General features: G+C 75.6%; 14 protein-coding genes. 6 read left to right on the top strand and 8 right to left on the bottom strand.

All coding sequences use genetic code 11. The features are described 5' to 3' along the window. The first annotated feature begins 15 nt into the window (after positions 1-15). From BJ989_RS07520 to BJ989_RS07510, 3 genes are read left to right on the top strand one after another with little or no spacing between them, the layout of a single operon-like run. A complete protein-coding gene (locus BJ989_RS07520; protein ID WP_179517672.1) occupies positions 16-1,212 on the top strand; it encodes an LCP family protein in 1,197 nt (398 codons plus the stop codon). 60 nt (positions 1,213-1,272) lie between these two features. Then, positions 1,273-2,166, top strand: a complete 894-nt coding sequence (locus tag BJ989_RS07515) for a crotonase/enoyl-CoA hydratase family protein (RefSeq protein WP_179517671.1) — start codon at positions 1,273-1,275, stop codon at positions 2,164-2,166. 48 nt (positions 2,167-2,214) lie between these two features. Next, on the top strand, positions 2,215-2,625 hold the full coding sequence (locus BJ989_RS07510; protein ID WP_179517670.1) for a CoA-binding protein: 411 nt from the start codon (positions 2,215-2,217) through the stop codon (positions 2,623-2,625). 9 nt (positions 2,626-2,634) lie between these two features. On the opposite strand, the gene BJ989_RS07505 is transcribed toward BJ989_RS07510, so the two are convergent. From BJ989_RS07505 to BJ989_RS07485, 5 genes are read right to left on the bottom strand one after another with little or no spacing between them, the layout of a single operon-like run. Continuing rightward, complete coding sequence (locus tag BJ989_RS07505; protein WP_179517669.1) at positions 2,635-3,831, bottom strand: heparan-alpha-glucosaminide N-acetyltransferase domain-containing protein; 1,197 nt, start codon at positions 3,829-3,831, stop codon at positions 2,635-2,637. A 7-nt stretch (positions 3,832-3,838) separates the two neighbouring features. Further along, positions 3,839-4,381, bottom strand: a complete 543-nt coding sequence (gene purE / locus BJ989_RS07500; protein WP_179517668.1) for a 5-(carboxyamino)imidazole ribonucleotide mutase — start codon at positions 4,379-4,381, stop codon at positions 3,839-3,841. A 1-nt stretch (position 4,382) separates the two neighbouring features. Continuing rightward, the gene (locus tag BJ989_RS07495) at positions 4,383-5,561 is read right to left on the bottom strand and encodes a 5-(carboxyamino)imidazole ribonucleotide synthase (RefSeq protein WP_343049171.1); all 1,179 of its coding nucleotides are present in this window, start codon (positions 5,559-5,561) and stop codon (positions 4,383-4,385) included. Between the two features lie 23 nt (positions 5,562-5,584). Further along, entirely contained in the window at positions 5,585-6,571 is a 987-nt protein-coding gene (locus BJ989_RS07490) for an adenylate/guanylate cyclase domain-containing protein (protein ID WP_343049170.1), read from the bottom strand. Between the two features lie 40 nt (positions 6,572-6,611). After that, a complete protein-coding gene (locus BJ989_RS07485; RefSeq protein ID WP_343049169.1) occupies positions 6,612-7,502 on the bottom strand; it encodes a biotin--[acetyl-CoA-carboxylase] ligase in 891 nt (296 codons plus the stop codon). Positions 7,503-7,506: 4 nt separating this feature from the next. Between BJ989_RS07485 and BJ989_RS07480 the strand changes: the two genes are divergently transcribed. Both BJ989_RS07480 and BJ989_RS07475 read left to right on the top strand, forming a co-directional pair. Further along, on the top strand, positions 7,507-9,126 hold the full coding sequence (locus tag BJ989_RS07480; RefSeq protein WP_179517666.1) for a carboxyl transferase domain-containing protein: 1,620 nt from the start codon (positions 7,507-7,509) through the stop codon (positions 9,124-9,126). After that, a complete protein-coding gene (locus BJ989_RS07475) occupies positions 9,123-9,362 on the top strand; it encodes an acyl-CoA carboxylase epsilon subunit (protein WP_343049168.1) in 240 nt (79 codons plus the stop codon). Before BJ989_RS07480 ends, BJ989_RS07475 begins: the two co-directional genes overlap by 4 nt. A 22-nt stretch (positions 9,363-9,384) precedes the next feature. On the opposite strand, the gene BJ989_RS07470 is transcribed toward BJ989_RS07475, so the two are convergent. Next, complete coding sequence (locus BJ989_RS07470; protein ID WP_179517665.1) at positions 9,385-10,656, bottom strand: MFS transporter; 1,272 nt, start codon at positions 10,654-10,656, stop codon at positions 9,385-9,387. Positions 10,657-10,681: 25 nt separating this feature from the next. Here BJ989_RS07470 and BJ989_RS07465 point away from each other — a divergent pair, with 25 nt between their 5' ends. Further along, positions 10,682-11,320, top strand: coding sequence for a Maf family protein (locus BJ989_RS07465; RefSeq protein WP_343049167.1), 639 nt, complete (start codon positions 10,682-10,684; stop codon positions 11,318-11,320). Between the two features lie 981 nt (positions 11,321-12,301). On the opposite strand, the gene BJ989_RS07460 is transcribed toward BJ989_RS07465, so the two are convergent. Further along, positions 12,302-12,646, bottom strand: coding sequence for a DUF2200 family protein (locus BJ989_RS07460; RefSeq protein WP_179517663.1), 345 nt, complete (start codon positions 12,644-12,646; stop codon positions 12,302-12,304). Continuing rightward, positions 12,643-12,996 (bottom strand): ArsC/Spx/MgsR family protein, encoded by a 354-nt coding sequence (locus BJ989_RS07455; RefSeq protein WP_179517662.1) that lies wholly within the window; start codon positions 12,994-12,996, stop codon positions 12,643-12,645. The genes BJ989_RS07460 and BJ989_RS07455 overlap by 4 nt, the downstream gene beginning before the upstream one ends. Between the last annotated feature and the right edge of the window lie 98 nt (positions 12,997-13,094).

The following is a 13,094-nucleotide window of genomic DNA, read 5'->3' as shown; positions in this document are numbered from 1 at the left end:
GGTAGCGTCCGGGCCATGGCACAGCGGCCCCGCAGCGGTGGCGGCCCCGAGGAGGGGACGCCCGAGTACGACTGGCTCTACGGCAGCGGGTCAGGTGCGCCCGGTGGGCCCGGCCGCCCCGAGCCCGACCCGACCCGGGTGATGCCGACGCAGCCGCGCGGCGGTGCGGGCGCGCCGTACGCCCCTCCCCCGCCGCCCCGCGGACCCGCGGCCCCGACGCCGGCGCGCGAGCCCCGCCGACCCGCCCGCGGTCGGCGTCGACGCCCGCCGGTGCTGCGGATCCTGCTGCTGCTCCTCGTGCTGTGGCTGGTCTTCCTGGTGGTCACGCCCTTCCTGGCGTGGCGCGAGGTCTCCGAGGTCGACGCCGCGCCCGACGGCGAGCGGCCGCCCGAGCAGCCCGGCACGACCTACCTCGTCGTGGGCAGCGACTCCCGCGAGGGCCTGACGCCCGAGCAGCGCCGCGAGCTCACCACCGGCAACGCCGGGGGCCGGCGCACCGACACGATCATGCTGCTGCACACCGGTGACGGGCCGAACGTCTTGATGTCGATCCCCCGCGACTCGATCGTCGAGGTGCCGGGCAACGGCACGACCAAGGTCAACGCCGCCTACGCCTTCGGTGGCCCGCAGCTGCTGGTGCGCACCATCGAGCAGAACACCGGCATCCGGGTCGACCACTACGTCGAGGTCGGCTTCGGCGGCTTCGTCGGCGTCGTCGACGCGGTCGGCGGCATCGAGATCTGCCCTGAGCAGGCGATCCAGGACCCGCAGGCCGGCCTGAAGGTCGAGGCGGGCTGCCAGGAGGCGGACGGCGTGACCGCGCTCGGCTACGCCCGCTCGCGCAAGACCTACCGCGAGCTCGGCGACGTGCAGCGCGCCCAGGCGCAGCGGGAGGTCGTCTCCGGCGTCGCCGGCAAGGCGGTCTCGCCCCGCTCGGTCCTCGACCCGTTCCGCTACTGGGCCCTCACCCACGCCGCCGCCGAGTCGGTGCGCGTCAGCGAGGGCACCGGCCCCTTCCGGATGGGCCTCTTCGCGCTGGCGATGACCCGCGTCGACGGCGAGGCGGGGCTGACCTGCGGCGTGCCGATCGCCGACCTCGCGGTGAACTGGGACTCCGAGCGGGCCCCGCGGATGTTCCGCTACCTCGCCGAGGACGACACCGCGTCCATCCCGGACCGGCTCTGCACGCCCTCGGGCCTGCCGCCCCGCTGATCTCCTTCCCCCCACCCCCGGACCCACGACCTGCCCGTCCCACCAGCCAGGAGACCCCGCATGCCCCGCGTGACCACCGCCGACCTCGAGACCCTCTCTGTGGAGGTCGACGGCGACGGCGTCGCCACCCTCACCCTCGACCGCCCCGACGCGCTGAACTCCTTCACCGTCACGATGGCGCGCGAGCTCGAGCGGTTCTTCCGCGAGGTCGCGCTCGACGACGACGTGCGCGCCGTGGTGGTCACCGGCGCGGGCCGCGCGTTCTGCGCGGGCATGGACCTCTCCGCCGAGGGCAACGTCTTCGGCCTCGACGAGACCGTCGACCCGACGCCGGAGGACCTGCGCGCCCACCTGACGGAGGCGCCGTACGCCGACGGGGTGCGCGACACCGGCGGCAAGGTCACGCTGGCCATCCACGACTGCCGCAAGCCGGTCATCGCCGCGATCAACGGGGCGGCCGTCGGCATCGGCGCCACGATGACGCTGGCGATGGACATCCGGCTGGCCTCGACCAAGGCCCGGATCGGCTTCGTCTTCGGCCGCCTCGGCATCGTGCCGGAGGCGTGCTCGAGCTGGTTCCTGCCGCGCATCGTCGGCGTGCAGCAGGCCCTGGAGTGGGTCTACTCGGCGGAGATCCTCACCGCCGAGCAGGCGCAGGCGGGGCGGCTGGTGCGCTCGGTCCACGAGCCCGACGAGCTGCTCGGCGCCGCGCAGGAGCTCGCCCGCTCCTTCGTCGTCGGCCGCTCCCCCGTCGCGCTTGCACTCGCCCGGCAGCTCGTGTACGCCGGCACCGCCGCGCCGCACCCGCTCGACGCCCACGTCGCCGACTCGGTCGCCATGTGGCACACCTCGGTCGGCGACGGCAAGGAGGGCGTGGCCGCCTTCCGCGAGAAGCGCGACCCGCAGTTCACGGGCAGGGCGTCCGAGCTGCCGCGGATCCTGCCGGGGGGCTAGGCCCGGCGGCGCGGTGGGTCGGGGCGGGGCCGTGGGTACGGTCGCAGCATGACCTCCTGGCAGGACCCTGACGCGGTCTCCCTGATGCTCGACGACTGCGAGACGTGGGCGGTGGTGGGCCTCTCCGGCGACCCCAGCCGCACGGCGTACTCGATCGCGGCGCTGCTGCAGCAGCGCGGCAAGCGGATCGTGCCGGTGCACCCGAGCGCGCCGACGGTGCTGGGCGAGCAGGGCTACGCCACGCTGGCCGACGTCCCCTTCCCGGTCGACGTCGTCGACGTCTTCCGCCGCTCCGAGCAGGCCGGTCCCTTCGCCGACCAGGCCGTCGAGGTCGGTGCGAGGGGGGTGTGGTTCCAGCTCGGCGTCGTCGACGAGGACGCCTTCGCCCGCACCACCGCCGCAGGCGTCGCCATGGTCATGGACACCTGCCCCGCGATCGAGTGGCGCCGGCGCGGCTGAGCCGTCCGGTCACCGTCCCCGGCCGCGCACCAGCGCGGCGGTGCCGCGCGAGGCGGCGGTGACGACCCGCTCCAGCAGTCCGCTCTGGCCCGACAGCGCGAGCACCGCCCCGACCGCGAGCAGCACCCCGACGTGCGTGGCGAACGACCCCGGCACCTCCGCCGGGGGCACGTCGGGGGTCTTCATCACCAGGTGGAGGGAGTAGAGCGTCAGCGTCGCCGCGCCCGCGCCGAAGAGGACCGCCGCCGCGCGGCGCACCGCGCCCGGCAGCCGGTCGACGACGAGCGCGAGCCCCAGCACCAGCAGCGCCGTGCCCCCGGTGGCGGCCAGGTCGAAGGGCGTCGCCGAGTGCGGGGCGTCGACCAGCAGCCACTGCACCGGCCCGCCGGTGGGGGTCGTGCCGAACATGCCCGAGGCGAGCTCCTGCTCGAGCGTGGGGCCGTCGGGCGCGGCGTACGACGGGTCCCGCAGCAGGGCGCGCAGCACGCCCGGCTGCGCGGTGAGCCACCCCGAGACGGCGTGGGCCAACCCGGCGAGCACCGCCCCGCCGGCCACGAGCGTGCCGACGGCGCGCCACGAGCGCAGGTCGAGACGCCCGACGGCCAGGCCGAGCAGGGCGTAGGACAGCCACGGCACGGCCGGGTAGTAGCCGGTCCACAGCAGCTCGGAGAGCAGCTGACCGGGGTCGGCGAGCTGCTCGAGGGTGGGCGACGCGTAGCCCCGGGGCGGCAGCGAGGGCCGCAGCAGGTGCGAGGCCAGCGGGGCGAGCACCGCCCAGGCACCCGCCGCCACCAGCAGCGACCGCGTGCGCAGGCCCAGGAAGGGCAGTGCGAGCAGGAAGACGACGCCGTAGTAGGTGAGGATCACCGCGATCCCGGTGTCCAGCATGCCGAGCAGCAGGCCGATCAGGGCCACGAGCAGGGCCCGCACCACCAGCCCGGCGCTGCGCGCCGCCCGCTCGCGGCCCACCACGGGCCGCGGGCCGCCGGTCAGCAGCGCGAGGCTGACCCCGGCGAGCACGGCGAAGAGCGCGGAGGCCCGACCGCCGGCGACCTCGTGGGCGAGGGTCAGCTCACCGGTCGGGGCGCGCTCGTCGAGCACGTGCGTGGCGACCATCCCGAGCAGCGCGGCGCAGCGCGCCACGTCGACGCCGACGACGCGGTCGTGGCGACGGCCTCGCTCCGTGCCCCGCCCCGTGCCGGCCACGGGCCGGTCAGCCGCCGAAGCCGACGCGGCGGGCGCCGCCGCCCGACTCGCGGCGCACGACCTCGCCCTTGGCGTGCGCCTGGTCGCGCAGGTCGTCCTGGAAGGCGGTCATCCGCTGCTGCAGGGCGGGGTCGGTGGCGGCGAGGATGCGCACCGCCAGCAGCCCGGCGTTGCGCGCGCCCCCGATCGACACGGTGGCCACCGGCACCCCGGCGGGCATCTGCACGATCGAGAGCAAGGAGTCCATGCCGTCGAGGTGGCGCAGCGGCACGGGCACACCGATCACCGGCAGCGGCGTGACGGCGGCGAGCATGCCGGGCAGGTGCGCGGCTCCGCCGGCGCCGGCGACCACCACCGACAGCCCGCGGCCGGCGGCCTCGCGGCCCCAGCGCAGCATCTCGTCGGGCATCCGGTGCGCCGAGACGACGTCGGCCTCGTAGGCCACCCCGAACTCCGCCAGCGCCTCGGCCGCGGCCTGCATGGTGGGCCAGTCGGAGTCCGACCCCATGACGATCCCGACCCGGGCCCCGCCGGTGGCCTGCTCGCTCATCTCACTCGCTCTCGTCGCCGAGGTCGCCGCGGAACCACGCGGCGGCGTGCCGCGCGCGTTCCAGGCAGTCCTCGAGGTCGTCGCCGTAGGCGTTGACGTGGCCGACCTTGCGGCCGGGCCGCAGGTCCTTGCCGTAGAGGTGCACCCGCAGCCGCGGGTCGCGGGCGAGCGCGTGGGGGTAGCCGTCCCACAGCCGCCCCACCTCGCCGCGCTCGGGGTCCTCGGGCGCCCCGAGGATGTTGACCATGACCGTCCACCGGGCCCGCGGGGCGGGCGAGCCGAGCGGCAGGTCGAGCACGGCGCGCAGGTGTTGCTCGAACTGCGAGGTCTCCGCGCCGTCCTGGGTCCAGTGGCCGGTGTTGTGCGGGCGCATCGCCAGCTCGTTGACCAGGACCCGGCCGTCGGTGGTCTCGAAGAGCTCGACGGCGAGGATGCCGGTCACGTCGAGCGCGCCGGCGAGCTCGAGCGCGATGCGCTGGGCGCGGGCCGACAGGTCGGGGTCGAGGTCGGGCGCCGGCGCGACCACCTCGTGGCAGATGCCGTCGACCTGGGTCGAGGCGACGACCGGGTACGCCGCGGCCTGGCCGCTCGGGGAGCGCGCCACGAGGGCGGACAGCTCGCGCCGGAAGTCGACCAGCTCCTCGGCCAGCACCTCGACGCCGGCCGCCTCGGCCGCGGCGAACGCCTCGGCGCAGCCGTCGAGGTCGCGCACGACCCACACGCCCTTGCCGTCGTAGCCGCCGCGGGTCGTCTTGAGCACGCACGGGAAGCCGAAGTCGGCGACCTCCTCGGGCGCGGTCACCAGCCGGTGGCGCGGTGAGGGCAGGCCGAGCCGCTCGAGCGCCGCGCGCATGACGCCCTTGTCCTGGGCGTGCACGAGCGCACGCGGGCCGGGGCGCACGGCGACGCCGTCGGCCTCCAGGGCGTGCAGGTGCTCGGTCGGCACGTGCTCGTGGTCGAAGGTGACCACCGGGCAACCGGCGGTGACGCGGCGCAGCGTCTCGAGGTCGCGGTGGTCGCCGACGACGTGGTCGGGGATCACCTGGGCGGCGGACACGCCCTCGGCCTCGGCGAGCAGGCGCAGCGGCAGCCCGAGCGCGATGGCCGGCTGGGCCATCATCCGGGCCAGCTGGCCGCCGCCGACGACCGCCAGCGTGGGGGCAGGCGTCGACGCGGTCACGGCCGCCAGCCTAGACGGGGCGCTCAGTGGCGCCGCACGGCGACCGGCTCCACGAGACCGAAGCCGCGCACCGGCCGCGCCGGCAGCCGCCGGGTGTCGAAGTCCTCGGGCGGCAGCCGCTTGGCGGTCACCGCGTCGACGATGACCCGGTTGCGCCGGGCGACGGCGGTGAGCCGCGCGGCCATGTTGACCGGGGGGCCGAAGACGTCGCCGAGGCGCATCACGACCGAGCCCGTGGCCAGGCCCACCCGCACGTCGGGCATCCGCGGGTCGCGGCCGATGACGGCGATGATCCCCTCGGCGATCTCGACAGCCGCCACGGGCGTGTCGGTGGTGAAGAGCACGGAGTCGCCGATGCTCTTGACCACCCGGCCGCCGTGGGCAGCGACCACGTCGCCGCAGCGGGACTCGAAGAGCTCGACGAGGTCGCCGATGCGGCCCTCCTCCAGCTGGTTGGACAGCGCGGTGAAGCTGACGATGTCGGCGAAGCCGACCGTGAGGTTGCTGGTGTGCAGGTCCTCGTCGTCGGCGCCGAGCGCCTCCATCCGGGCGACGGCGGCGACCAGGTGACGTCGCCAGGAGTAGGTGAGCAGCGCCTCGAACGGCTCGCCGAGCTCCTCGAGCAGCCGTCGGGCCGAGCCGAGCCGCGAGCCCGTGGCCTGCTCGCCGCGCTCGAGCGCCTCGACCCGGTCGAGCAGCGTGCCGACCCCCCAGTCGGCCAGCCGCGCCATGGTCTGGCCGACCGCGCGGGTGAGGTCGACGGCCGTGTCGAAGTCGAGCGCGCCCGACTCGACCGTGCGGTAGAGCGTGGAGACCGCCGCCACGTCGGAGCTGGTGAAGCCGCGCGCGTCGTCGAGCTGCGGGAAGCCGAGCGCCCGCCACAGCCGACGCGCCTGCTCGACGCTGACGCCGGCCTGCTCAGCGACCTCCTCGGCGTCGAAGGCCGGGAGCTCACCCATGATCAGCGCGGCCAGGCCGGGCTGCTCGGGGGTCTCGGACGGGGAGGACACGCCCCGATCCTGCCACCGAACGGACGTCTCGCGCGCCCGCTCAGGCGGGGCGGACGTGCACGACGTCGCCCGCGCCGACCACGACCTGCCCGGCCAGCGCGTCGACGACGAGGCCGCCGCCGGCGTCGATGCCCGACGCGCGCCCGGTCAGCAACCCCCCGGCGGGCAGCTCGACGCGCACCTCGCGACCGACCGTCGAGCACGCGCGGGAGTACGCCGCGTGCAGGGCGTCGGCGCCGCCGGGCGCCGCCCACCCGGCGTACTGCTCGGCGAGGGCGGCGAGCAGGTCGGCCAGCAGCAGGGTGCGGTCGGGGCTGCTCCCGGTGACCAGGCGCACGGAGGTGGCGGTCTCGACGGGCAGCTCGCCGCGGTCGAGGTCGGTGTTGAGGCCGCAGCCGACGACGGCGGCCGGGCCCTCGGGGGTGTCGACCCGCTCCACGAGGATGCCCGCGAGCTTGCGCAGCTCGCCCGACGCCGCCGGCTCCTCGACGAGCACGTCGTTGGGCCACTTCAGCACCGCGGGCACGCCGTGGGCGGGCAGCACGCCCGCCACGGCGGTGCCGACGAGCAGCGGCAGCCACGGCCACGACGCGGCCGGCACCTGCGGGCGCAGCAGCACCGAGACGGCGAGTGCGCTGCGGGCGGGCATGGCCCAGGTGCGGTCGAGGCGGCCACGCCCGGCGGTCTGGTGCTCGGTCGTGACCACGGTGCCCTCGGGGGCGCCGCCACGGGCCAGCCCGGCGAGCTCGGCGTTGGTCGAGCCCGCCTCCTCCAGCACGGTGACCGACCACCCGGCGGCCGCGGCACGCGCGGGCGCGCGCAGCAGGTCGGCGAGGCGGTCCTGGTCGAGTGGTGGGCGCGTGGCGGGGTGGGTCGGCACGACCACTACATTGACCCACCACCAGGCATCGAGGCCATCCGAGGAGGCCACAGACGTGAGCGCACGACCCGGTGAGGGCACGGACGTCCCCCAGGACATCGACATCCACACGACGGCCGGCAAGCTCGCCGACCTGGAGCGCCGCCTCGACGAGGCCGTGCACGCCGGGTCCGCGAAGGCGGTCGAGAAGCAGCACGCGAAGGGCCGCAAGACCGCCCGCGAGCGCATCGAGATGCTCTTCGACGAGGGCTCCTTCGTCGAGCTCGACGAGCTGGCCCGCCACCGCTCGACCGCCTTCGGCCTGGAGTCGACGCGTCCCTACGGCGACGGCGTCATCACCGGCTACGGCACGGTCGACGGCCGCCAGGTCTGCGTCTTCTCCCAGGACTTCACCGTCTTCGGCGGCTCGCTGGGCGAGGTCTACGGCGAGAAGATCACCAAGGTGATGGACCTCGCCATCAAGACCGGCTCCCCCATCGTCGGCATCAACGAGGGCGCGGGCGCGCGCATCCAGGAGGGCGTGGTCTCCCTCGGCCTCTACGGCGAGATCTTCAAGCGCAACGTGCACGCCTCGGGCGTCATCCCGCAGATCTCGATGATCCTGGGCAACTGCGCGGGTGGCCACGTCTACTCCCCCGCGGTCACCGACTTCACCGTGATGGTCGACCAGACCTCCGCGATGTTCATCACCGGGCCCGACGTCATCAAGACCGTCACCGGCGAGGACGTCTCGATGGAGGAGCTCGGCGGCGCCCGCACCCACAACACCAAGTCGGGCAACGCCCACTACATGGCCTCCGACGAGGAGGACGCCTTCGACTACGTCAAGGCGCTGCTGTCCTACCTGCCGGCCAACAACCTCGAGGAGCCGCCGGCCCTCGACGACCCGGCCGTGCTCGAGGTCACCGAGACCGACCGGGCGCTCGACACGCTCATCCCCGACTCGCCCAACCAGCCCTACGACGTGCACACCGTCATCGAGGCCGTGCTCGACGACGAGGAGTTCCTCGAGGTCCAGCCGCTCTTCGCGCCCAACATCGTCGTCGGCTTCGGCCGCGTCGAGGGCCGTCCGGTCGGCGTCGTGGCCAACCAGCCGATGCAGTTCGCTGGCACCCTCGACATCGACGCCTCCGAGAAGGCCGCGCGCTTCGTGCGCACCTGCGACGCCTTCAACGTGCCGGTCCTGACCTTCGTCGACGTGCCCGGCTTCCTGCCCGGCATCGACCAGGAGCACACCGGCATCATCCGGCGTGGCGCGAAGCTCATCTACGCCTACGCCGAGGCGACCGTGCCGCTCGTCACCGTCATCACCCGCAAGGGCTACGGCGGCGCCTACGTCGTCATGGGCTCCAAGCACCTCGGCGCCGACGTCAACGTCGCCTGGCCCACCGCGCAGATCGCGGTCATGGGCTCGCAGGGCGCGGCCAACATCATCCACCGCAAGACCCTCGCGGAGGTCGAGGCCGAGGGCGGTGACGTGGAGGCCAGGCGCGCCGAGCTCATCGAGGAGTACGAGGACACCCTCGCCAACCCCTACACCGCGGCCGAGCGCGGCTACGTCGACGCCGTCATCCAGCCCCACGAGACCCGCATCGAGGTCGTGCGGTCCCTGCGGCTGCTGCGCACCAAGCGCGAGACGCTGCCGCCGAAGAAGCACGGGAACATCCCGCTGTGAGCGGCGAGCAGGACCTCGGCCCCGAGCAGGCTCCCGCCCGCCCGGTGCTGCGGGTCGTCAACCCCGACGCCACCCCCGAGGAGGTCGCCGCGATCGTGGCGGTCGTGGCGGCCCTCGGCGGCGGCGAGGCCCCGGCCCCCCGGCGTACGCCGGAGTGGTCGCGGCCCGCGCGCGGGCTGCGGCAGCCCCTCACGCCCGGCCCCGGCGCCTGGCGGGCGAGCGCGCTGCCGCGCTGACGCGCTCGGTGCGCGCTGACGGCTAGAGACCCGGCTGGTCGCGCAGCGACCACGTCAGCGGCACGCTGAGGAGCAGGGCCGCCGAGCAGACCAGCCAGAAGGCGCCGTAGCCCTGGGTGTCGCTGAAGGGCGCCACCCCGTCGAGCAGCACGATCGCCACGCCCGCGACCACCGGGCCCAGCGTGGACCCGACGCCGCGGCTCACGCCGAAGAGCCCGGCGGCCGCCCCGTGGCGCTCGTCGGGGGTCACCCGCATCAGCACCGAGAGCGGGAGCGTGAGCACGACGGCGGCACCCGCCGCGACCACCGGGATCGCCGCGACGATCCACGGACCGGTGTAGAAGGGTGGCACCGCCATGGTGCCGCCCCACGCCACCAGCGCGACGACGAGCAGCCGCACGTGGCCGAACCGCTCCGCGAGCCAGCCCGAGGCGGGCGCGGCGGCGAGGATGCCCACCGCGACGAGCGGGAAGACGACCGTCGCCACGAAGGCGGTGTCGCGCTGCAGCCCGGCCACGAAGAACAGCACGACGAAGGCGCGCAGCGCCATGAGGGCGAAGTTCCACAACCCGTTGGCGACCGCCAGGCGGCGGATCGCGGGGTCGCGCAGCAGCGTGCGGATCGCGCCGGTGGAGGCCCGCCCCTCGACCGTCTCGCCCGTCACGGGGTCGTCACCGCGCTCCCCCAGCCCGCGCACGAGCACGAGCACGGTGACCACGACGAGGCCGGCCGCCACCAGGAAGGGCAGACCCGGCTGCAGCGCGATCAGCAGCCCGCCGCCGATGAGCCCGGCGCCGGTGCCCAGCACCCGCCACGTGCCCTCGACGCTGACGGCCCGGCCGCTGCGCTCGGGCGCGACGGTGTCGGAGAAGAGGGTCCAGTAGGGCGCGAGGAAGGCGTGGTAGCCGAGGTAGAGCAGCAGCAGCGCCAGCGCCGAGACCCACACCGACAACCCGCCGACCGTCGCGAGGACGCCGACGAGGGCGAGGCCGGCGACCACGAGCGCGGCCGCCGCGACGAGCAGGCCCAGGCGGTCGCGCACCCGGCGGCTGCGGCGGTCGGAGGCGTTGCCGACGAGCGCCGGGACGAAGATGCCGAGGAACCCCTCGGCGGCCACCAGCAGGCCGATCGTCACCGGGTCGGACCCGGCCTCGAGCAGCACCGGCACGTAGGAGGCGACCACCGTGACGGTGAAGGCCATGCCGAGCGCGGGGGCGCCGAGGGCGAGCAGCCAGGCCCGGTCGTGGCGGCCCTCGCCGTGGGAGGTGCTGCGCCGGGTGGTCTCGGGAGGCATCGCGCCCGATCGTAGGGTCGGCGGCGTGACCGATGCGCCCACCTCCGGCCCGACCCGCCGCCGCACCCTCCCCTTCGTCCTGGCCTCCGCCTCCCCCGCGCGGCTCGCGACGCTGCGCAGCGCCGGGCTCGACCCGCACGTCGTCGTCTCCGGCGTCGACGAGTCGGTGCTCGACGGCCTGCCGCCCGCCGAGCTCGCGCTCGGGCTCGCCGGGCTGAAGTGCCGTGCCGTCGCCGCCCGCGACGACCTGCCGACCGGCGCGCTCGTCCTCGGCTGCGACTCCGTGCTCGAGCTCGACGGCGAGGCGCTCGGCAAGCCCGGCACGGCCGAGGTCGCGACCGAGCGGTGGCGCGCGATGCGGGGGCGCTCGGGGGTGCTGCACACCGGCCACCACCTCGTCGACCTGGCGTCCGGTCGCCACGAGGAGGCCACGGCCTCGACCGTCGTCCACTTCGCCTCGCCAGACGACGACGAGGTCGCGGCGTACGTCGCCACGGGCGAGCCCCTGCACGTCGCCGGCGCCTTCACCGTGGACTCCCTCGGCGGCGCCTTCGTGCGCGGCATCGAGGGCGACCACCACAACGTCGTCGGCGTCAGCCTGCCGCTGCTGCGCGAGCTCGTGGGCGCCCTCGGCCACCGCTGGACCGACCTCTGGGCCCGCTGACGCGACACGGTGGGTGGCGGGAACCGTCGGGCACCCTCAGCCGTCACACCCGCGTGGACGTCTCGACCCGCGTACGCCGCGCGGTGGCCGCCACGGCCGCCCTCGCGACGGCGCTGTCCGGCGCCGCCGCGTGCAGCGCACGGCCTGAGGCGCCGGCGACGGCGCCCGCCCTCGAGGGGTCGACGGCCCCGGTGCGCGCGGGGGCGCTCGGAAGCGCCAGGACGGGAGCCGGGTGCCAGGCGCGCGACGCCCTGGCGGCGGCTCCCCCGGTGCCCGAGGAGGCGCGCCAGCGCCGGGTGGTGGCCCGGCTCGACGGGCTGTCCGGGGTGGAGGTCCGCCACGCCGCACCGACGGCCGTCGGGGTCGTCGCGCTGGTCGTCGACCGCAGCGGGGACCTCGACCACCGCGTCGAGCCGGATGTGCTGATGCGTCTCCGCGCCGCCGGGGTGGCCCACGCCTACGAGTGGGACCCGTCGGCTCGCTCGGTCGGCGTCGACGCGGCGGGGCAGGTGTCGCAGGCGGTGCAGTGGGTGCTGGCGCCGGTGGTCCACCGCATCCGCGCCACGACGTCGGGCCTCCCCGGGGGCGCGGGGCTCGCGTACTGGCAGGCGGGCGGCGCCGTCGTCCTGTCGTGGGCCGCGCCGGTGCCGAGCAGGGTCCGGGCACTGGCCGGCCCACGACCGGGCGGCGCGCGGGTGGTCGTGCGGGAGGTGCGCTACTCCCGGGCCGACGTGCGCGAGGCCTACGGGCGCCTCGCGGACTGGCTGCGTGCGACCGGCAGGCGCCCCGCCTGGTCCTCGGCGAGCGCGTGCCCGGACGGGTCGGGCCTGGTGGTCGGGATGCGACCCCGCGCCGCCCGGGAGCCAGGGCTCGCCGAGGCACTCCGAGCCGCGGTCGGGATGCCGGTCGAGGTGGTGGCCGAGCGGCCCCCTGCTTCGCTGCTGCCCGGCTCGCGGTCAGCCCTCTCTCCCGCCGCCGAGGCTAGGAGCGGAGGACCTTCGCCAGGGCCTTGCCGCGCGCCAGCTCGTCGACCAGCTTGTCGAGGCGGCGGACCTGCTGCATCAGCGGGTCGTCGACCTCCTCGACCCGCACGCCGCAGACGACGCCGGTGACCAGGGCGGCGTCGGGGTTGCCGGGCGCCTGGGCGAAGAACTGCTCGAAGGTCGTGCCCGCGGCGAGGTGGTCCTCGAGCTGGGCCTGGTCGAAGCCGGTCAGCCAGGTGGTCACGGCGTCGACCTCCTCCTTGGTCCGGCCCTTGCGCTCGGCCTTCGCGACGTAGTGCGGGTAGACGTCGGCGACGGGCGTGGCGAAGATCCGGTGGCTCACGACGACAGCACCCGGTCGAGGCTGGCCTGGTCGCGACCGACCACCGTCGTGCCGTCGTCGGCGGTGATGATCGGGCGCTGGATGAGCCGCGGGTGGGCCGCCATCGCGTCGAGCCACCGATCGCGGTCGGCCGGCGTGCGGGTGAGGTCGTCGAGCGCGGCCGCCTCGGGCTCACCGGTCCGCGCGACGTCCCAGGGCTCGAGGCCCAGTCGCGCGACCACCGCGGCGAGCTCCTCGCGGGTCGGCGGGTCGTCGAGGTAGCGGCGCACGGTGTAGGCCACGCCCGCCTCGTCGAGCGCCGCCGTCGCGGCACGGCACTTCGAGCACGCCGGGTTCACCCAGATCTCCACGCAGGACAGTCCAGCACACCGCGGCGGTCGGCAGGCGCGGCCGGGCAGGGCCGGTCGGGGCCGGGCTCGCCTAGGGTCGGTGCTCCCCGCGTCGAGAG

Origin of the sequence: Nocardioides perillae, from assembly GCF_013409425.1 — a bacterium.
GTDB classification, from domain to species: domain Bacteria; phylum Actinomycetota; class Actinomycetes; order Propionibacteriales; family Nocardioidaceae; genus Nocardioides; species Nocardioides perillae.
The sequence above is the reverse complement of the archived record's forward strand: the minus strand, read 5'-3'. Positions and strand labels throughout refer to the sequence as shown.